This window comes from Nostoc sp. FACHB-280, from assembly GCF_014697615.1.
Lineage (GTDB): Bacteria > Cyanobacteriota > Cyanobacteriia > Cyanobacteriales > Nostocaceae > Nostoc_B.
In genome coordinates, this window is record NZ_JACJSD010000057.1 from 1 (window position 1) to 20,875 (window position 20,875).

General features: G+C 39.4%; 16 protein-coding genes. 6 read left to right on the plus strand and 10 right to left on the minus strand.

All coding sequences use genetic code 11. From position 1 onward, the window contains the following. Positions 1 to 102 precede the first annotated feature (102 nt). On the plus strand, positions 103 to 306 hold the full coding sequence (locus tag H6G75_RS28285; protein ID WP_190983224.1) for a hypothetical protein: 204 nt from the start codon (positions 103 to 105) through the stop codon (positions 304 to 306). On the opposite strand, the gene H6G75_RS28290 is transcribed toward H6G75_RS28285, so the two are convergent. The 6 genes from H6G75_RS28290 to H6G75_RS28315 form a co-directional block, all read right to left on the minus strand. Beyond that, on the minus strand, positions 303 to 977 hold the full coding sequence (locus tag H6G75_RS28290) for a hypothetical protein (RefSeq protein WP_190983225.1): 675 nt from the start codon (positions 975 to 977) through the stop codon (positions 303 to 305). The genes H6G75_RS28285 and H6G75_RS28290 overlap by 4 nt on opposite strands. Position 978: 1 nt before the next feature. Further along, a complete protein-coding gene (locus tag H6G75_RS28295; protein WP_190983226.1) occupies positions 979 to 1,446 on the minus strand; it encodes a hypothetical protein in 468 nt (155 codons plus the stop codon). Between the two features lie 3 nt (positions 1,447 to 1,449). Beyond that, positions 1,450 to 2,427 carry a tyrosine-type recombinase/integrase gene (locus H6G75_RS28300; RefSeq protein ID WP_397332897.1) on the minus strand — a complete coding sequence of 326 codons (978 nt, stop codon included), beginning with the start codon at positions 2,425 to 2,427 and terminating at the stop codon, positions 1,450 to 1,452. A gap of 592 nt (positions 2,428 to 3,019) precedes the next feature. After that, a complete protein-coding gene (locus H6G75_RS28305) occupies positions 3,020 to 3,196 on the minus strand; it encodes a XapX domain protein (protein ID WP_313934917.1) in 177 nt (58 codons plus the stop codon). A gap of 275 nt (positions 3,197 to 3,471) precedes the next feature. After that, complete coding sequence (locus H6G75_RS28310) at positions 3,472 to 3,708, minus strand: hypothetical protein (protein WP_190983227.1); 237 nt, start codon at positions 3,706 to 3,708, stop codon at positions 3,472 to 3,474. 12 nt (positions 3,709 to 3,720) lie between these two features. Continuing rightward, positions 3,721 to 4,032, minus strand: a complete 312-nt coding sequence (locus H6G75_RS28315) for a hypothetical protein (protein WP_190983228.1) — start codon at positions 4,030 to 4,032, stop codon at positions 3,721 to 3,723. Between the two features lie 631 nt (positions 4,033 to 4,663). Here H6G75_RS28315 and H6G75_RS28320 point away from each other — a divergent pair. The 3 genes from H6G75_RS28320 (at position 4,664) to H6G75_RS28330 (ending at position 7,253) form a co-directional block, all read left to right on the plus strand. Further along, complete coding sequence (locus tag H6G75_RS28320; protein WP_190983229.1) at positions 4,664 to 5,500, plus strand: alpha/beta fold hydrolase; 837 nt, start codon at positions 4,664 to 4,666, stop codon at positions 5,498 to 5,500. A 256-nt stretch (positions 5,501 to 5,756) separates the two neighbouring features. Continuing rightward, positions 5,757 to 6,569 (plus strand): tyrosine-type recombinase/integrase, encoded by an 813-nt coding sequence (locus H6G75_RS33655; RefSeq protein ID WP_199338060.1) that lies wholly within the window; start codon positions 5,757 to 5,759, stop codon positions 6,567 to 6,569. A gap of 36 nt (positions 6,570 to 6,605) precedes the next feature. Continuing rightward, complete coding sequence (locus H6G75_RS28330) at positions 6,606 to 7,253, plus strand: tyrosine-type recombinase/integrase (RefSeq protein WP_190983231.1); 648 nt, start codon at positions 6,606 to 6,608, stop codon at positions 7,251 to 7,253. Between the two features lie 80 nt (positions 7,254 to 7,333). Here H6G75_RS28330 and H6G75_RS33825 read toward each other — a convergent pair whose 3' ends face one another. Both H6G75_RS33825 and H6G75_RS28340 read right to left on the minus strand, forming a co-directional pair. Then, positions 7,334 to 10,591 carry a DUF3987 domain-containing protein gene (locus H6G75_RS33825; protein WP_190983232.1) on the minus strand — a complete coding sequence of 1,086 codons (3,258 nt, stop codon included), beginning with the start codon at positions 10,589 to 10,591 and terminating at the stop codon, positions 7,334 to 7,336. A gap of 664 nt (positions 10,592 to 11,255) precedes the next feature. Beyond that, positions 11,256 to 12,668: an NACHT domain-containing protein gene (locus H6G75_RS28340; protein WP_190983233.1), complete on the minus strand. Its 1,413-nt coding sequence runs from the start codon at positions 12,666 to 12,668 to the stop codon at positions 11,256 to 11,258. A 420-nt stretch (positions 12,669 to 13,088) separates the two neighbouring features. Between H6G75_RS28340 and H6G75_RS28345 the strand changes: the two genes are divergently transcribed. Together H6G75_RS28345 and H6G75_RS28350 are read left to right on the plus strand one after the other, a co-directional pair. Beyond that, positions 13,089 to 14,954, plus strand: a complete 1,866-nt coding sequence (locus H6G75_RS28345; RefSeq protein WP_313934918.1) for a serine/threonine-protein kinase — start codon at positions 13,089 to 13,091, stop codon at positions 14,952 to 14,954. Between the two features lie 442 nt (positions 14,955 to 15,396). Continuing rightward, a complete protein-coding gene (locus H6G75_RS28350; protein ID WP_190983234.1) occupies positions 15,397 to 15,990 on the plus strand; it encodes a hypothetical protein in 594 nt (197 codons plus the stop codon). Here the strand turns inward: H6G75_RS28350 and H6G75_RS28355 are convergent. Further along, a complete protein-coding gene (locus tag H6G75_RS28355) occupies positions 15,951 to 18,446 on the minus strand; it encodes a CHAT domain-containing protein (RefSeq protein WP_199338061.1) in 2,496 nt (831 codons plus the stop codon). The genes H6G75_RS28350 and H6G75_RS28355 overlap by 40 nt on opposite strands. A gap of 4 nt (positions 18,447 to 18,450) precedes the next feature. Then, positions 18,451 to 20,874, minus strand: coding sequence for a filamentous hemagglutinin N-terminal domain-containing protein (locus tag H6G75_RS28360; protein WP_190983235.1), 2,424 nt, complete (start codon positions 20,872 to 20,874; stop codon positions 18,451 to 18,453). Between the last annotated feature and the right edge of the window lies 1 nt (position 20,875).

The following is a 20,875-nucleotide window of genomic DNA, read 5'->3' on the forward strand; positions in this document are numbered from 1 at the left end:
GGCTGTGCTTATAAAACGCCCGTCAAAACTGCTAAAACCCAATCATGAACTTTTTTTTCTCAAACCCAGATTCCACAATACTTTCAGCCTATCTTGCCCCTAGTGACAGCTTCGCTATATCTACGCCTATTTATTGCTATTACAGTAGATTCACTCCATTTTGAGGGTGATGGAACTCATAGCTTATTAGAAGGTATTCCTAAATTTTTGAGTGGGCTGAATGTCGCGCTTTATTTTTGGTTTGTCTGCTATCGAGAAGTACTACACTCCTTGCAGTCTGCTAAAAGTGACAACTCTTACCGCTAACTGCAAGCAGTGTGCGTTACTACCCAAACATTTTCACTTTCATAAAAGTCCCCTCGTTGCTCTAATCTAAAATCACCCAGCAACAATCCCAACCATACCTCTACCATCGGCATTTTCAATTTCTGTTGTAGTAAAGTCAGCGTTATTTCACTTTTAGTTTGTTCCAAATACAAGGCGATCGCACCAGTCCATTTTTGTACATCTTCATCCCCAGCCAGCCGATGAACATCCTCTAAAGTCTGAATTTCCAGCATTGTCAAGACATTTTGTTTCTCGACGGGAGCCGCTACCGAATCAATGCTAGTCGTAGGATAAGTGAAATGGTGTGGCCCATGTGGTCTAAAGGTCTGCTGTGGTGGTTCTTCAATTAGGTCATCCAAATCTAGCTGCATCGTTGTTCTCACCAACCCAGCAAAGATATCAGTACTGATAACTGGCCCCTCTGTATCGTTCTGAGCCTTTACATCTTCTAGCAATAGCCCAGCACGAGATAGGAGAATATCTGCAATTTGATAAAATGCTGCTGCTGCGGTTGATAACTGCGCTTCGGTTGGTAAATTTTCCAGTTCTGTGTCTAAGAACTCCCACACTGGCGCTAGTGACGAGGTGGGTGGAGCTGAAGATACCTCATCTAGTACATCCCAAATTGTTAACTGGCGATACGTTGTCATTTTATGATTCTGGATTTAACGGACAAGGACGCACTGGGCAATGAATGGGGGAAATTTCAAACATATCCTTATATTGATGCAGCGAAATACCATATTGTTTGGCAAATGCTTGCAGCACCTGCTCTGTATAGGTATGGATTTTCCCGGCAGTCAATCCAAAACAGTGGATTGGCTCTAGCCGACAAACAGGTTTTTGTCCTAGCCATAGTTCTGCACTCAAGGCGTGCAACGGTTTATCTCCCGCTTCCTTGTAAAGATACAGCACTGCATAATATGTTGCTGGCGGTTCGACCTTAATCTTATCTATTTGTCCTGATTTATCATCACTGCGACGACGATAAAACGAACGCCGGTTATGGCACACTTTCGGATTCCAGCATTTGTCTCCCTCCGGGCCATGTAGCACTTTCGCTTTCGATGAAGGCATTTTGGCGCATAATTGGCACTTCGGGTCTAATGGTTTTGGCATTTCCTACTCCACCTCTGGCTCTTCCCCAATGGCGCGGTAGTAAGCTGAGATCGCCGCTTCTTGTTCCGAGCGCAGTGTGTACCGCCTAAATGCTTTTTCGCTTTGGTGTCCGGTCAGTTTCCTTGCATGACCTGGATCTACACCCAACAGTAATAAGTCCGTAGCATAAGTGTGCCTAAACGAATGCGGGTGTAGTTCTTCAATGCCTGCCATCTCACCTATTTTCTCCACCGCGAAATAAATGCCGTGGTAACTTAAGCGTTCTCCTTTATATGAAGCATGGTATGAAACCATCAACGGGGTCAGGCTATTTAATTCTTCTCCCTGCTCACTACGCGATCGCAAATACGCCTCTAACGAGTCGCGGCTTTCTTTCTTCAATGGCACTAAGCGGGGTTCATTCGTTTTTGTATCTGGCAAAAACAACAGCTTGCCATCATAAGACCCAACATTTAATTCGACAATTTCTCCTGCCCTCAATCCATGAGAGAGTATGTGTACCAGTGCCTTATCTCTAAGCTTTGTTTCTCCTAACAACTCCAATGCCGCCCACACTTTCTCCATCTGTTCTGGCGTTAAGCTTTGGGCTGGTGGTAACGGAATTTTTTCCAATTTTATTCCCAATGTCGGATTCGTAGCAATTATATCTGGGTACGTGTAACACATCCATTTAAAAAAACTTTTAAGCGCAGAAATCCCTGCATTGATGCTACTTTTTGAAAGCTTTTTACCTGTATCAGTCTGTACTTCGTCGCGGAGATATTCCTTATATAAAGCCAAGTGACGTGGCCTTAGCTCATTGTAGTGCAGTTGCGTCCATCCCAAAAATCGCTTCAGTTCTCTTTCGTACAACTTCCGGCTATTTACCGACAGATTGTTGCTCCGTAAAAATTCCAGCACTTTTACATGGCGAATATCAGTTGTTGGTCGCCCCGGTAATGGGCGCTGCAATGCTTGTAACTTTTCACCATTCAATGGAATTAGCTTTATTGGTGGTAGATTATTCAGTTCGGGGTTGTTCACAACAGAGGCGATCGCACAGCGAAGGGATAAATTTTGATAGTCCAGTCTACACCAAAAGTTGGGAGAATATAAAATAAGAAACAATTATCTTTTATCCGATGAAAACTACGATTAAATTTACGCAGAATTATTCTTCTATTAATTTTGTATAAATTTATATACCAGCTTCAGTGTTTAGAAGAGTTTAGAAGAGGCGCGATCGCCATACTCCAGTGTTCAAGTACCTCAAACCCTTGTTCTGGCGTTGGAAAAATTCTCGCTTGTCTGCAAACCCACATTTGGATAAGTTGGGGAGATACTGTTTTAAGCAATTTGATATTGCCTATTTCTTACTTACAAGTTGAAAGGCAGGTTCTGAAAGAGTTTTGAGAGCCAGTGTCGTGCATCGCTGTTGCCCAGCATTAGCAGCCCCAAACATTTACTACAAGTGGTTAGCAGCCAAAATAAATAACCGTTGCTTCCTTTTCTGGCACGGTGATGGCTCTTTTGTAGAATGCTGCACCAGTTGGATTTGCCATAGAAATTTTCTTGAACTACATACAATTGTCTTTTACTTAAGTATGAATTTGCTCAACAATTCGTAGCAATATCCTCCAATTAAAACTCCAGCAGCACCAATCAACCCCATCAATGGTGGTACTGGTGCAGGTAATTTCAAAAAACCAAATGCCACCCCAATAATCCAACCGCCAAGTAAAGCCATTCCCGCATCTTTAAAAAAGCTCACTAATTTCTCCTTTCATCTCGCACTCAGGACTTTACTACTCTCAAAGCTTCACATCTAACTATTTCAAATTTATAATGACTTTGCCTGCAACTGTTCTATTTAAAACCTATTCTTAGGCAATTACTGCATCTTGAAGTGGGTATGATTGGGTTAAAGCCGTTCTACGTCTAACTGGATAAGCTTATCAAGATATTCTTCATTAAGTGAGTTTGTTTGCTGGGCTGTTAATTCATGAATTTCCATAGTTTATGTGCTAAACAAACTCTTATTTTGTCTCAAATGTTGTTTTCTAGCCAAGTTAGGAGATTATTTAGTTCTTGTTCCATTCCTGGCTTTTTACCATGATAAGCACTGCATAAAGTAGTTGGGCGTATACCAATTTCTGGAGCAACTTCTCTAAAAGTTCTATCTTTCATTTTTAAACGAACTTTTAAACCTAAAGATTCATCAACAGGTCTTGAAATAGGCTTGTATTCTTTTGTAAATCTTACTTTCTTTCCTGTTAAATCCATATTAATCAAAAGTTAAATTTTGTCTTTGTAAGTAAATTCAGGTATTTTACTAGATGATTCCACAAAATAAGATAAACAAATTTTAATAGTTTCAATATCCTTTTTGAGTTGATTTCTTGTAGACTTTATTCGTGACAATGCAGCATACAAGTAAGTATCAATTGACTCTTGATCCGTTCCCTCTGCAAATTCTTCTTTTAAATCTTCTAGGTTTTCAATAGAAAAATCTAAATGACTTAGATGGCTACCAAAGTCATCTAAATAGTAAGATACCCTAGCTAAGGCTGCCCTAATATCAGTGGCTATCGTTTCATCTATGCACATAATCAAAAGTTAGATTTTATCACTTTTATTAATATAAGTATTTCCGGTTACAAGCTCGTGTTAACAGCTTGTATACTTATTCAATATATCACGTAAATTATCAACTTTTACTAGCTAGTTCTCACTTTTAAAAATGCCTAACTAAATAGATATTTAATTTTATCATTATTACTTTATGGGTATTTCTAAAAATATATCTTAAGCGAACGCTTCAATGAGTGTCATTCGTCACATCAATACCAATATAGATAATCAACCGCACTACACGAAAGGGCTATTTCGTGTAATCCTGCCTCACAAAGATAAAAATCGTTCTGCACGTTAATTTACATCACCAGGTGCGTGTCTTTTATCAAACAGCGATCGCACTCTTGTGTCTGTTACTATTGCCGTTCAGCTATTACCCTAAACAACTTGCCCCAAGAATTTCTCAAAAATGTTAGTCCAATTGGTTTGGCATTTAATCACGATGAGCAGTCGTGTTGTTCCCCTTTCCTCGTTGCCGCTGTCGCTCAATTAGGGGTTGGGTATGGTTGAGAGATTACTTGTTGGTGTTTGAGACTAAGATAATTTTGAACAGATCGCTAAGAGTTGAAAATTAAAGTCCAAGTTACAGTTTGGTAAGGTTGAGATGAATCAAGCTGAACAATTGCAAGATCAGTATGTCAAAGTCGGCTCTGTAAATACCCGATATTGGCAAGCTGGAGATTCAGGTAGCACGGTCATTTTGCTTCATGGTGGTGGCGGTTACATTGAGTTGTGGAAGTACAATATCCTTGAATTAGCCAAACATCATCGGGTTTATGCGTTTGATATGGTGGGTGCAGGTCGATCCGATAAACCCGATGCTGCTCATTACACCTTTGACTTCATGGCTCTGTTCACGCGAGATTTCATGAAGGTTTTAGAGATACCCAAGGCAAATTTGATTGGAACTTCTGCCGGCGGTGGAGTCGCACTCACTTTAACGTTGAACTTCCCACAATTAGTTGAGCGACTAATTCTGGTTGGCAGTGCGGGTCTAGGGAAAGAACTTAATTTTCTGCTTCGAGTTACCACAATTCCTGGTTTAGCTAAGTTGTTTAGTTCACCAAGTAAATCAGGTGTAGCGATGTTGTGTAAACAGGCAGTGTACGACTCAAAACTCATCACTGATGAAATTGTCGAAGAGTTTTATCAAATGGCAACGCTTCCTGGCGCAGCACAAGCAACATTAAATCTAGGTCGTTCAAACTTTAATATCTGGGGGCAATTCTATCACTCAATTGCTGACAAATTGCATACTATCGAGGTTCCGACCCTCATTATTTGGGGCAGACAAGATCCGATGGTTCCTGTAACCCATGCTCAGAATGCCGTTAAGATTATTTCTCATGCTCAGTTGGAGATTATTGAAGAGTGCGGTCATTGGAGTCCGATTGAGCATCCACAAAAATTTAATCAGCTAGTTCTAGAGTTTCTATCGTGATTTTTGAATTGGTTCACGGTTGCCAGCTTGATACTCACACCCCGTACCCAAAGTACCAAAGTATGACTGTACCTGCTTGTTTGGCTGTAGATTACTTATCAAAATATAACTGTGCGGAATATAATTTTCTAGAAGATTTAGATCCGCAATGTCTACCAACTCTTTTACTTCATTGGTTTTGACGAGTACGCCACCTTTGATCCAACACCCGGCAATTATTTATCTCTCGACACTAAGTCCGGGATCGAAACCGACAATGAAGCACTCGCTCAACCTGATTGCTCAATTGCTCACAGATCATCAAGCTGACCATTTGACTTTGAATTGGTCAGGATTGCGCTACAAACACACCCATGCTCTTCGCACCGCACTCATCCAAAAGTACGAGCCAGCAACAGTTAACCGAATACTATGCGCCTTAAGGGGCGTTTTGAAACAAGCTCTACACTCCGAGCTGATTAACCCGATTGATTATGCCCGTGCTGTTGACATCAAGAATGTCAAAGTATCAAAAGAATTAAGCGGAAGGGTGCTTAGTCAAGATGAGCTTGATGCTTTAATGCAGACTTGCTTTAGCGATCTCACCCCAGCAGGTTTTAGAGACGCTGCACTCATCGCTTTCCTTCGCGGTGCTGGTCTGCGACGGAGTGAAGTGGTTGGTCTGGAGCTAAAAGATTTTTATCATTCTGGAGACATCAAACTCCACTCCAGTCACCCAAGAGTTGATCGGATTGTTTATTTATCTCCAAGCGCGATCGCTATCGTTAATGATTGGATTGAAATCCGAACTCGCACACCCGGCCCCTTGCTATGTCAAGTCAATAAATCTGGGCGTGTAGTTCACAAACGGCTTACGCCCCAGGCAGTGTTATTTATTTTACACAAACGGGGTGAACAAGCTGGTATCAAACCATTCTCGCCTCACGATCTGCGGCATACGTTCATTTGGGATTTGTTAAATGCTGGTGTTGATATTGTAACTGTACAGAGTTTAGCTGGACTTTCAACCCCTGCTCTCACTGCACGCTATGGCTTTGCCGCCCCACAAACAACACAAGCCGTCAGCTGATAGGATGATTAACTATCGGAGGTAATCATCAACGGCGTGAAAATCGACCGACACGGCAAGGCCAAAATCCTCACCCCAGAAGAAATTGAGGGTTTATTTACAAAAGGGTTGGTGACAGCGCGAGACAAAACCCTCGTCGCCGTAATGCTGTACACCGCTTGTCGTGTTAATGAAGCAGTTACCCTCAAAATTAAAGATGTTTATGACAGTAAAAAACGAGTCAGATCGGAGTTGATTTTCCGCAAAGGTAACACAAAAGGAAAATTAGCAACCCGGACGATACCAGTCCTGGAAGATTTAAGACAATTTTTGGAACAGTACAAACCAACCAACTCCCAAGACGGTTTTTTATTTCCCGGTCGATGGGGGCGTGGCCACTTGCACTCGGAATATGCAAGTCTGATTTTCAGGGAAGCTTGCTGGCGAGTAAACATTGAAGGAGCCAGCACTCACAGTTGCCGCCGCACGGCACTTACTTTAATGAGTAATGCTGGAATCCCGTTGCGCGTGATTCAAGAAATTAGCGGACACCGAAATTTGGAGCAATTGCAAAACTACCTGGAGGTTGAAATATCCCAAGTACGGGGTGCGATCGCTGCATTATCGATGCTGACACCCCCAAAAGAAGGCAGTAGCAAATTTAACTGTACTGAGTGGGAGAATCCGAAACTGACCACCGAGTGATAGATCAGGAAATATAGATTTCTTGATCTAGACAGAAAGTAGCTATTCCATAGGCTAGAGAGTTTTTTGGAAAAAAGCGATTACTCAGAGACTGGTAGCACAGATTCATCAAGCCATTGATAAAAATGAGGCATAGATTGTTCTAAATTACGTAGCTCATCCTGTGCAATCACTTCCAGTTGCAACACAACTTCCCAGCGCAAATTACTAGCCCAACGTTTGAGAATGCCTTTGATAGCATCCGCTCCTAAAGCTAGACTTTCGCGTAGGGCTTGTGTGCATTCACTCAGGTTGTTGATGGTTTCTACAGCTTCGGTTCCCTGATTTAACAGTCGTAATTCATTTTTAAAGTAGCGATCAGTTTTTTTGGGTTTTTCTTGCCAGTGTTCCCAAGCTATCCACACTTCATCGCCCAAGTCTTCAATTACCTCACCTTTGGCGTTATACAAGGAACAATAAATGTCGCTATGGGCAACAATCGAACCAACTTTAATCAATTCGTCATTAGAAGAAACTGAAACAGCAGTGGTTTCGTGAACAACAAGGGGTGGGGGTGAGTGCTGTTCAGTATGATTGCAATGATATTCTATGACCATCGGTATGTCACTAATATTACTGTCTGCAATTGTCATTGGTGACACATCTATTGGCGGTGACACATTTATTGCTTGTACAGCAGGGGTTTGGTAAATTGTCACAGTGTCGCCAAGCTGTTGAGAATTTTGTACGAGTTCTATTTTCTGTGGTTGTGGAATTGGTGGTGTCGGCGGAGTATTGAGCTTGGCGACAAACTTAATTTGTCTGCCAATTTTTACAACTGTACCTTTCCCCATCCGCTCTAAGTGTCCAAATAATTCAGCCGTGTAAGCCCCAGCAGAGCGAAAAGCTTGCTTTGCCCTGTACTGAATGGACTTAATATTTCTGTAAGCGTCTCTGGTGCTAATACCATCTGCGTACTTGGTCACAGCCGCATCCCAGATTTTTAACAACACAGAACTGATATCATCACTTTCTGTAGTTGATTCCTGGATGTAACAGAAAGAACTTCTGTAGTATTGGGCAAATAACACGGCTCGTTTTAATGTGTCGGTTTGCAGTTGCCAAAAGTTACGTTGGCTTTCGCCATAACATTCAATCAAGTGCAAACCCAGGGCTATTCTTAATAGTTGTGTGGGTAGCTTGAACATCCACGCTCTGATTGCTGGTTGTGTTGTTTCCCACGCCTGTTGTCCAATTACTGAACAGAGTTTTGTGTAATAAGCATCAGCCTCTTTACTGAGTTTAATTACACCCATTGGGCAATTTTCCAGCCATTCGTAGAGATTCGGCAGTTTATCAGATAATACACAGTAGCCTTTTACACGACGTGGTATAAGTGGGTTGGCTTTAGCTACTAGAAACCGTGCCAGCATCCCTTGTGAATCATCAGGGTCAGAGAAAATTTTGCGGAATACCCCTGGCTGAATGCCTCCGGTGAGTGACAATGCCGTTTCTTGGCATACATAAGAGTCAACTTGGCTAACTCGGTCAACTTGGGCTGGTGAGCCGTCCCACAGTTTCAGCAAACATTCTAGCCCTTCATTTTCCCCCTTACCAAACTGACCAAAGGATTTAAATAAACCTGCTAATTCATCCCTTGCCCACAACACACCATTATCGTCCTGTTCGCTCAGTCTTTTGATAACGGCTTGAATTGTGGCCATCTCGAACATATATTTACGCTCGATTGGGTAGGGAGGGCGATCATCAGCTTCCCCTTGCCAGTTCTGATATGCTTCTACTTCTTGTTGATACCGTTTTCTCTCTTCAATTTGCTTGCGCTTAAGTGGCGACAATACCAAGCTGTCAGCACGGGTTTTACCACCACCTGATTCTAAGACGGTTGCTGTCCAGGCGATCGCCGGGACGCTGTGCGATTCGACATCCAGTTTTATGCGTTTCCCCACCAGGGACAGTACGGTGGAAAGTAGCGGTTGCCAAATAACAATCGGCTCAACGTTGAGTATTTCGGCATCGTGCATTAAGTCTGCTGCCATGCTGGGAAGGGCTTGATAAAAATCCAGTTGGGAAGAGTGCCAGTTAATTAAACTCTCCAGTCTGATTTCGTCACAAGGCTGGACTTCATCTAATTGAGTTCGGACTGAAGAAACAATCTGCCAAAATGCAGATTTCGTTACAATCGTACTACTTAGAAGTTCTTCTAAGCGTTGGGTTTCCTCATAGTCTGTTAAACCAGCCTTGAGAATCCTGGTGACACTGGTGACAATTGATGTAATCTCGTCAAATCCTCGGTTAGAACCGTCACCAAATTTAGCACTGTCACCAGTGACACTTTGGTTTTTACTGTCATTAACCCGTGATTGTTGATAATTAGCTGCCTGTTGTCGCTGCCACGATTTTATACAATTCTCTAAAGCTTCGTCCGTAAGTGTGGCGGTGGGATTGTCTTTGCTGGCAGACTTCCAAATTAAATCAGCCTCCCTCGCATCCAGCGCCGGCGAACAGCGACAGCAGTATTCATCAAACAAACTTCTGGGATTACCAGAATATCTGTGTCCCAGGTAAGTGAGTCTATTTGCTGTACCAATGAGGTTACGGGCCAGCTTTGCACCTTGGTTATTCCTATCGCCCTTGCCAGCACCATCGTCAATTAATGCTCTGTCCGCTTTGGTTAAGCAGCACTCCAATGGAAAATCACCACTACTTATATATAGTGGAATTGACGTAGCAACTTTGGGCTGAGGAATTATCGCCCTCAGTTCGTCGTAACTGTAACGTTTATTAGTGTTGAGAACGATCTGACTTTGCCCATTTGGTACGTTATTTGACCCAAAGTGCCAACAGCCAGCCAGCCGCATCACCCGCGACGGATTTTTCAGGGCGCGATCTCCGTCAGCATACTCTAATAAATCAGTTTGCAGCTGTTTCCATTGCGCTGGGTCAATGAAGGAGTCCAGAATCCAATAACTGTGGATGGATTTACCACCTGTGTCTATCTGTAAGCTGGGTTCTGGTAGCGAGAGCTTACGCCACAGTTGTTTTTGTAATTCTTTGTCGAGATTGTCATGCTCGTAAAAGATGGCACGGCAGTTAGTTACATCTTTGTCGCTGTGTCCGCCACCGTTGATGACGATGTACACGCCTCTGCCATCGGACTGCCAAGCTGTAACTGTTCTGATTAATTGTTTGATATTGCGTACTTCTGCACTTCTACCTTTATCTTCGGTTTTGCGTGGGTCGTCGCTGGGATAGAAACTACGGAGGTAGACTGCATCTCCTGTTTTATAGCCTAATGCTGTTAAATGTTGCTCTATTTGTTTTGTATCTAATTTAAACACAGTAGATTCCTCTGATAGCTATGATTTTCAGCTTCAGAGAGAGGTTTTCACACTGCTTTATAAAAATTTACATAATGAAATTATAAATTTTTTGCCAAAATGCCAAAAAGTAGGCAGCAAGAAGTAGCTGTACTTGTGCCTTTGTCGCTATAATGGCAAAGTAAAGCAGCGTGGGTTCCTTGACAAGTTAGTGGTTTCTAGTCGCCAAACTTTCGGCCACTTTCTTAGTCACTCTCAGAACAACCCCGCTCTGGAAATATTCGACTTTCTAGCTCCCAGGCAAAGCGATACTCCCTAGTACGTTTTGCCTACATTTTTATGTGTTGGTTGTATTCCTCCGTTGTTAGTTTACTCATTAACAAGCCTGATCTTACAAAAATCTGGCTTTTTTCGCACTGATAAGGTTTCGTTTGTTAACTTGTGTTTCCTCCCTGTTTGTTTAACTGTTTTTGCTCCTCAAGTAGTTCCCAGCGTTATTATGCTTTTGGCTACTTGAAAATCTGTTGACTGACCACATTATTGAAGAGGGGTTACTGCAATACATTGGGGATAGTTACTTGCAGCATCGGTCAGCTTTAGCTATCTGTGCCAATTATGATGTGTTTGTTGCAGCAGTTCACTGATTTTTATTGTTATCTTTAGCTTCACTGTCGTCTCTGCCTCCTCAAGATGCGATCGCCATTTGTTGCGATGAATGTACCAGTCCTTGGGGGTCTTTCAAGATATACTTTTTAACTGCTGGTTGAAGCGTAAAATTTATTATCTTGGAGTTTGGGTCATTAAAAGTTTCAATTAATGAAAGTTTTTCAAGCGTTTCTAAAGCCAAAATTAATTCAGAGGTTGATATATATGTTTGAAGTTTCCGCTTGAGTTCGTTTAATAAATTATTAAAGTTAGTCCATTGTGAACCAACAGCTATTTCTTCTGCCAGATAAATCATGATTTGTCGTTGAAGCTCGTTTAACAAGTAACCAAAACTTTGATCAAGCATTGCTTGAAGTTGACTACTAAAAAGTGTGGTTTTATTTTCAAGGAATTTTTCTGTGCTTCCGCCAAAGAAATGATTAATTCGATTAGCAACTGTTTTTAATTCTAAAGGATTGCCATAGTATATTTGAACTAACTCGCTGCATTTTTCTTCATTTTCTAATCCTTGAGAATATAAAAACTGTAATGCTGAGTTGGCATCTAAACCCTTTATTTTTAAATAGCTAACAGGACGGCCTGCTACTACTAAATCTTCAAGGTCATCAGGGAATACTCGATGAGTTAATAGTAAACAGCTATGGTTAACTTCCTCGATAACGCGACGGAAAAATAGTTTATATTCTAGCTTTTGCTCCAAATTGTTTATATTAAACAATGAATCAGATTCATCTAATATCAGCAAGCAACGGTGGGCTTGCATGTAGCTGATCAGCATCGAAACTGTTGCCTTAGTAAATTGAGCTAAAGCTGGTTCACTTTCTGATGAGTATATGAGTGTTAATAATTCGTTTACAAAATCTTGAAACGATGGTGTATGTGCAACTGATTTCCAGATTATGTAATCAAAACTATGTCGGTGTTCTGCATTAATTTCTTGTATTAACTTTGCAGCTAGTGCTGTTTTACCAATGCCTGCTGCCCCTATTAGTGATACGCAACGATGCTTCGCTATCAATTTTTTTAAAGTAGATAACTCTTCTGTGCGGCCATAAAAATTAGATATATCAGGGGGTTGACCTCCTAGTAGCTTTATCAAATTCTCTGTAGAGGGTTTTAGCCCTTCTATTGCTGTATATTTGGCAGACTGACCATGATGCCTTTGTACGGCTTGCTCTAAAAAATTCCGCACATTTTTTTTATTAACTCGTTGGCCATATCCAATTGTTTTTGTAAGAATCTCCCACAATCTAGTAGCTACGCCCCGTTGTAGGTAATTGATGCTATATGGTGAATCCTCTGCTATCTCTACAAATTCACGGTTGTTCCACGATCCTCTCATAATAAGTATCTCTGGCTCAGACAAGCTTTTACCTCTTGTGTGACCCACTAAATCATCGACCACAGCTAAAGCTTCATCAAAAGTTGGCATAGCGTGTCTTCCAGATTGCGAAATGATAGAAGCTTGCACATTTAGGGCTTGTAGGGTGTTGGAATCCATAGCGACACTTGTTCTCTTCTTTTGTTTCAAGTAGCCTCTGAGGTATTATCCGATGATCAAGTCTGATCTTACTTGATTTATCTAGTTATTAACAGCTGTTTCTTTCAAAAAGAATACTTCAAGTCACAAAGTATGCCAAAAGAAAGAGTAAGTTAGTCTAACAGGTTTGAGGGCTTATTGATAATATTCTCAATAAACTTTAGTTATAGACTCAAGCTAAGTTATATAATATACTTTAATCATAGGAAAAATACTGGAGCATAGTTAAAGTATTATGCTCGTAATTCTCAGCAACGATAAGAAGTGCTAGATTTATGGTGAGCATTTTATTTTCGGCTATTTTCTGCAAATGTGACTTATTGCATTAATCCCCTGTGCGGCAAGCAGCGTCAAAATCCTGACGAAGTAGAACACTGTCTCTCTTGTGGTACTTCACTCCTGATTAATGAGCGTATTCGCCTGATTAAGCCATTAAGAGAACTGAATGAGAATCCATTCAGCTATACAGAAGTGTTTGAGGTGGATGATGCTGGTAATCAGTGGAATCCTGTCCGCAAGCGAAGAATTATGAAAATTTTAAAATCCGACTCACCTAAATTAGTTGAATTAATCGAGAGAGAATCTCTTGGTTTACGGTTGATTCATCATCCAAATATTCCTAAAAGTACCTTAGATGATTTTTTTACTTTTGTCCCTAATCGAAGCTCATTAACCTTGCATTGCTTGGTAATGGACAGAATAGAGGGACAAGATTTAGATAAATGGATAAAATCAAACGGGTCTATTTCACAATCTACTGCACTAGAATGGCTTAAGCAGTTAGTTGAAATCCTTGATACGGTACACAAAACTAATTTTTTTCATCGAGATATTAAACCTTCTAATATAGTCCTTCAGCCAAATGGTCAACTAGCATTAATTGATTTTGGTACTGTACGAAGAGTGACTGATACTTATTTAGCAAAAATAGGTGGAAGCGGAGGAGCTAACACTTCTAGAGGTGGGAAGTATGAAATCACATCTCTTGGTACGCCTCGTTACTCTCCACCAGAACAGGCTGATGGACAAGCATTACCTCAGTCAGATTTTTATGCTTTAGGACGAACATTTGTCCATATTATTACGGCAACTCAACTAACTGATTTACCTACAGATAAGCAAACGGGAAGACTTATTTGGAGAGATAAAGCACCTCAAATCGACAAACCGTTTGCTGATTTTATTGATGAACTGATGGCTCCCTTTCCTGGGCAGCGTCCGCCATCTACGCAAGTAATATTACAAAGATTAGAACGTCTGCCACTACAAACAAAGATCAATCGAATAATTAAATCAAAATTATTTAGAATGAGTGTGATTGCTATATTTGTCCCAACTGTTTTGGGTTTATATAATGTATCACGTCCAGCGATTGCAGATTATTTGGTAAATGAAGGAAGGAAAGCACAACAAGAAAATAGGTTTGAAGATGCTCAGAACAAATTTCGTCAAGCAATTAGCATAGAGCCTTCCACGGCAAATTCAATATCGAAGTTTTATGTTGAGCAGGGAAATCAGCGTAATCTTAATCCTGAAGATGCCAGAAAATATTATGAATTAGCTATTAAATTTAATCCTAAGAATGATACTGCTTATAATAATTTAGGGTTGTTATGTCAACAATTACATGATTTCCAGTGTGTTAATAATAGTTATGCGGCTGTCTTTAAATTGAAACCTCATAAATGGGAATCGCACTATGGTTTGGGAAACTTTTATGATGATTTGGGTCAGTATGATTTAGCAAAAAAACAATATAAATTAGCTATAGAAAGCAGCAATTTAGCTTTGGATGCTGTTAGTAATTTGGCAAGAATAAAAATTTTGCAAGGCGAATATAATGAAGCTATTAATACAGCTTTGCAAGGATTAAAAAAAGCAAAAGAAGATAAACTAAAGGCAGCTTTATATAAAAGCATAGGTTGGGCAAAGTTAGAACAGCATAAATATGATGAAGCTAAAAGGTATTTACAAAAAGCACTAGAATTGGATGGTCAAAGGACGGATACTTATTGTTTATTGGCGAAAACGCAAGAAGCGTTAGAAAATTTTGATAAAGCTTGGGATTGGTGGGAACCTTGTATATTACTAGATTCAAAGTTGCCAGAAGTTATCCAATGGAGAGTCACAATTTTAGAAAGAATAAAAATACTGAAGAGCTACAAACAAAAAACTTAGATTGATTTGTATTATTCTTAAAGTTGTAGGTCTTTGTGAAGCTTTTATGCTTAAATTTAAAAGATTTATCACCATAGTGTCGGGGGTGACAATAATTCCTTTTTTAAATTGGAATGGTGCATGGAGTCGAACCCAACCATTAGTAACAATGGGTAGTTGTATTAGACCTATTGGAAGAATTATTTACCTTGGTAGGAGTAGCCAAATTTGTAAAGATGAACAGATTAACATAGCGAATAATGCTATGCTTATATGCTACCTTAGTAAAAAAATTGTAACACTTCATGCGGGAGTTTACAAAACAAATTCGGTATGTAATTCACTTCAAACTGATACAGTGCAGCGATGTACTCTTATAACTCCAGAAACCTGTCCTAACAGGAAAGGGCCAAATGAAGACAACGAAAATGCTCCAAAGATAGTTCAGCCTTACGGGAAAATTGTGATAAACAATCGACCTTTAATATCTTGGATTGCCGTTCCCGGAGCTACTAGTTACATTGTGCAAGTTAAGAGTCATTACGTAAATTGGGTAAAACAAGTCAATGGCACTAGCCTGAGCTACCCGCCAGAGCAAGAAAAATTGCATTATGGCAGTGCATTTAAAATTGTTGTCATAGCAAATAAAGGTGATTCTCCTATTAGTGCAGATACTTTAGTTGTTCACCTATTACCTGAGCGTGAAGTTACACAAATCAACCAAACAGTACAGCAAGTGGCTTCTTTGGGTTTACCTCCAGATGAAGTATTGCTAGATTTGGATACAATTTATATGTCTCAAGGATTATTAAATAAAGCGATTGAGACTTTACAAGGACAGATAGAAAAAGGTAGTCAAGACCCAGCTTTGTATAGAATTTTGGGCGATCGTTATGTAGATGCGTGGTTGCCTCAAGAAGCTGTGAATGCGTACAAAAAGGCACTGGAATTAGCGACAGTTCAAGGTAAAAAAGATGAGCAGGTCATCGCTCAAGCCCGTTTAAGATTGCTGAATCCTCAAAGCCAACTTCCCACAAGAATGAATGCAGCCCAATAATAGGGATGATGATATTGAGGATCGGAAAGCAGGCTAAGTTGAGCTTGTCGTAGAGATTCTGCTTTTATCAGGTTGTGGTTTACGCTCCGATAGAACTTTTCGGCAAGCATAGCTGTAGATGTAGAATCTACTAACCATAAGCTGGCAATTACACTTCGTGCGCCAGCTTGTACGGCTATTCCTGTAATTCCTAAAGTTGATCGCTTGTTTCCTTTAGCAGTTTGACAAGCACTTAATATTAGTAACTCAATTGGATCTTGGTTTTGTTGAGCTTTTAACCAGCCGTCAAGCTCTCGGATGCTGATGGGTTTGTCCCAAGCCAGTAGAATTGTACGCTCAGGATCGGAGCTAAATTGTCCGTGAGTAGTGATATGAACTACAGGAAAAACACCTCTATTTAATTCTCGTTTAAAACGCTGACTTGTAAATTTTTCGTTGAGCATAACAGATGAATTTATTTGCTTATTGATGCTTGCTATTTCCTGCTCAACTTCCGGTAAAGGTTTTATGTTTTCAGGAACGTTTGTGGCATTGAAGCTAGGGCTAATCTTAGACAATCCAGCAATGAGGGCTTTTCTTTGTTGTTCACTTAAAATTTTGGGAGGTCTAATTTGAGAACCTAAAGTCGTAGTAATACTGTACTGCTTGATTAAGTAATCTTTGCCATCATGCAGTAAACTCATCGGTATACTTTGAAATGATTTATCAAGAGTAAAAACTAGGGTTCCAGATGGTGGTAGATATTTTTTAATAGGTTTAATTAGCTGATTATAAATTATCTGAGAATGAGAAATAAGTACGGATTCTTGAGTATTATAAAAGTTATTATCTTGTAGAGCTTCTAATAAACTTTCGACAGAATCTCTTATTAAATTTGGATTGACAGAGTAGTGATGTAGTGACTGGTCAGGTGATTGGGTAATTACTTCTATACTACTTTCTAAATCAATCACATGAATGACAGTATAATTATTTAATTTTTGAATTTTGTTTAAAGCAATTAGTTCCAATTTACCACATTTAAGAAAATTCTCTAGTTCTGCTATTTGAAATTGTTCGTTAGTTTGGATAGCATTCTTCAAATCAGAATTAGCTATCAATAACTTCAAGTAATCTCGATAAATAGGATCTACTGTTTCATAAAATGAGTACTGTAAGTCTATGTTCGTTGATAAAAGGTCATTCCGAACTCTTTGAAGATTTGTAACTGCGGCTTTGTACATTTCGAGAGCTTTATCCTGTTTACTCTGCTTCTTGTACAAAGCTCCTAATTGTCCTTGCCATTGGTAAGCTAAATCCCATGCTCGAATTTGTTGAGCCTGATTTAAAGCTTTCTCGAAGTAGGATCGAGCCTTATCCGAATCATTCTGCAATTTACCTAGTATACCTAAACTCTCCGATTCTAATCTTTGATTATTCATATCTTGAGCTACTTTCAAGGCTGATTTAGCATACTGAATTGCCACAGTATGCAGATCATTATCTGGGATTTGACTCAAACTATTAGCAAAATTGAGTTTAGTATAGACGAATTGGCTAGGAGATAGTTCAGAAAATAAAGAAGAAATTTTTAATGTTGAATTTATTGACTGCTGGATTTGTTTCTCAGTTTTAGATTGTTGTTCAGCAAAATTTACTAATGAAGTGGATACTATTTTTAGCCATTGTTTAAAATCTATAAGTAGGCTTAACTGATAAACTTGAGAGTGCATTATTGATTCAAATGAACTATTTGAATCTTTGATAATTTGTTGATAAATGCCAATTGTTTCTAAAGCTTTTTGATTGATTGTATTAACTATTTTTTGCTGATAGATAGGTTCTTCTATATCAGTGTATCTATCTTTTAATCGCTTATATTTGTACCTTTTTGTATTAGCTAATGATAGCAAAATTTTAGTGATTTCATTAGAAGATGTTTGTTTAGCTAGTAGAATTATTTTTTGTAATATAATTTCAGATTCATCAAGTTTACCTAACTGGCGTAAAACATTTCCTAAATTATGTATTCCTAATAAGTAAATAGGTGGCTTAGATTGCTGATCGAGTATTTTTGCTAATGAATTTTCTATCAATTCATCTGATTGTTCTGATGAAGGATTACACAGCCAATCATCTGATTTGATTTTAAAAGCTAGTAAAAGTGTTGTACAAGCTTGAGAATTTAAACCTAAAGCTTGCAATGCTAAATTTTGATTTATGAGGCTTCCTGTGACTCCTTCATCATAATTTAGTTGTTGATAAATCTTTGTAGCCTCTTTAAAATAATCAAGAGCTTCTATTGGATTAGCCAATCTTAATTGCTCATTACCTTTTTTAGTTAATAATTGTGCTTGTGTACGCTGTACATCTCTGCTAATAGCAACATTTGCAATTACAAATGGTTGGTTTACAAAAAGAAAAAAGCCAATAAGTATTAGTAGAAAATATTTGGTGAAGTGACGATATCTAATCATTTACCTAGTTCTCTACACTGGGTTTAGAAGAACAAGAATGCCTAGATAAATAAGCTTGGGCATTGATAATACTTGATGTTTTGGTTAATGTGACTGTCCCGTCAGAGTTAAATTGCCAGCCTTGTGCGGGAATCATAGCAATTTCTTGGGGGGAAGACTTCAATAAATCGTAACTAGTTGTTGTTTGAGTAGTGGTGGAGTTATCCTGCCAACTGAGATCGGTTGGAATATCGTTAAATCCTTGTGGTAATCCACCTGTACCAGTAATTACAAATCTATTCTCTGTATCTCCTCGCCCTTGACATACTGACGCGATTTTTGGGTTTTGTTTTGGAGGCTCTGGTGTTCTGTTGGTGGTTTCTAGTTGGTTTCGGGAAGCATTTATCTCCACAGCCCCGCTAATTCCTCGCTTAGAACTTGCTGTGATTATGCTGTTATGAGAAAAGAATAGTCCTTGGATATTAATTCTGATATTGCCGCCTCTACCCTCAAAAGCATTGGCAGTAATGCTGCTGTTGTTGAAGCCAGTAATAACATCAGCATTGATGATGATGTTGCCGCCGTTGCCATTCGTACCTTGTTGACCTGCGGTAGCAGATATAGTGCCGTTGTTTAGTTGAAGAATGTTTGACTCAATGCCGATATTTCCTCCTTCGGCGATCGCGGTAGTGGCTGTAATGCCTCCATTGTTAGTAATGTTGATTCTGTTTGCAGCAATATTGATGTTCCCAGCATTGCCAGAACCGTCGTTTTGAACATTAACTAGACTACCATTACTTATATTTAAATTTGGAGTGTTAATGGTTACATCACCAGAGTTCCCAGTTGGAAAAGAAGGAACTCTGAGTTGTTGTTGCAATGGTTGAGCTAGAACAATAGCTGACGAATCAACTAGAGAAGGAGTTATTGAACCTAGTCCTACACCGTCAATTACTACAAAGTCAGAAGCGTTGATAGTTACGCTTCCAGCATTACCAGAGGCGGTAGTGGAAGAAGCAACTGCTCCTCCATTTTCCAGACGTAATCTTGAGGAATTTATTACTACTTGTCCTGCATTACCATTGCTAAAAGTTGCGGCGTTAATCGTGCTAGGAGTTAAAAATCCCGGCACAACCCCAATCAGAGTAACGTCAGAACTGTTGATGGTAACATTTCCTCCAGAACCGTTACCGAAAGTAGCAGAGCCTATTTGAATTCCATTAATTCCAACTAATTGATTTGTGGTAACAGTCAAATTACCTGCATCTCCAGTACCAAAAGTTGCAGCACTAATGTTGCTGAAGAGGTTAGGATAAAGAATTGAGAATCCAATGACCTGCATTGACTCAGAAGCATTAATTATTGAATTGCCGCCTCTTCCACTGCCGAAAGCTCTAGGAAGTATTTGCCCTCCGTCTTGAACGATAATTCTTTTAGCGGCAACGTTAATATCTCCACCACTACCGTTGTTTAAGGTTTCTGTTAGCAAGGTGCTGGCAATTCTACCATCTGGGGCTGTACCAGATACTTTCAGCAGGTCAGAAGCGTTTACATTGATTCCACCTGATGATTGCCCTCCTTGATTTTGAATGAAAATTGCCGAGCCATCACTTATGTCTATTGTCTGTCCTTGTACCTGAATAGAACCAGTAAGACTGCCACTAGCATCCACTAAAGCTTGACGTGATAACTCAATATCCTGAAAATTTTGTATACCTTGGTAATTTAAATCCCAATCTGAAGCAAGAGTAACCAATCCACTCCCAACACTTCCAATTTCAATACGTCCAGCCTTTAAAATTCCCCCATCTAAAACCACCTTATTTCCCACAAGTGCTAAGTTTTTTCCTGGTCGCAATTGTAATCCTGATAAATTATTAAGCCCTAAGATTGGGGTAAATATTGGATTGATAAGAGTATGTCCATTTCCTTGTACTTTTATTGCACCAGAATTATTCTCAAAGCTCAAGCCAATAGGTGCGCTGATCGTTAACAAAGGAGTATTTTGCAATGCAGTAGTAGTGAAAAAAGTACCATCATTAAATTTAAGCGCATTAGCAGTGGTAGCTAAAAACGAACCACCAATATTTAGTCGTGCATTCTGACCAAATATAATTCCATTTGTGTTAATCAGAAATAAATTAGCATTTCCATTAGCTGCGATTAAACCGTTGATATTAGAAACTTTTCCCCCTGTAACACGAGTGATTATATTTTCAATATTTAAGCTGTTATTAAAAAAAACTGTGCTTTTATTTTTAACAGAAAACTCTTGAAAACTATGAAACAGATTAGTACCTCGTGTAGCTCCTCCAGAAATTGTATTAATTTTATCGTTTTGTCTAACAATAGAATTCTCAATTCCTAATGTAGAATCTGGAATAATTTGAGCTAATACTGGGCTACTGGTTAAACAGCTTAAAATATAAAAAACTAATACTTTTTTCATA

Coding starts and splice junctions, on each gene's coding strand:
- H6G75_RS28360 (WP_190983235.1), bottom strand. CDS start 20,874: ATGAAAAAAGTATTAGTTTTTTATATTTTAAGCTGTTTAACCAGTAGC.
- H6G75_RS28355 (WP_199338061.1), bottom strand. CDS start 18,446: ATGATTAGATATCGTCACTTCACCAAATATTTTCTACTAATACTTATT.
- H6G75_RS28315 (WP_190983228.1), bottom strand. CDS start 4,032: ATGTGCATAGATGAAACGATAGCCACTGATATTAGGGCAGCCTTAGCT.
- H6G75_RS28340 (WP_190983233.1), bottom strand. CDS start 12,668: ATGCCAACTTTTGATGAAGCTTTAGCTGTGGTCGATGATTTAGTGGGT.
- H6G75_RS28290 (WP_190983225.1), bottom strand. CDS start 977: ATGACAACGTATCGCCAGTTAACAATTTGGGATGTACTAGATGAGGTA.
- H6G75_RS28310 (WP_190983227.1), bottom strand. CDS start 3,708: ATGGATTTAACAGGAAAGAAAGTAAGATTTACAAAAGAATACAAGCCT.
- H6G75_RS28320 (WP_190983229.1), top strand. CDS start 4,664: ATGAATCAAGCTGAACAATTGCAAGATCAGTATGTCAAAGTCGGCTCT.
- H6G75_RS33655 (WP_199338060.1), top strand. CDS start 5,757: ATGAAGCACTCGCTCAACCTGATTGCTCAATTGCTCACAGATCATCAA.
- H6G75_RS28295 (WP_190983226.1), bottom strand. CDS start 1,446: ATGCCAAAACCATTAGACCCGAAGTGCCAATTATGCGCCAAAATGCCT.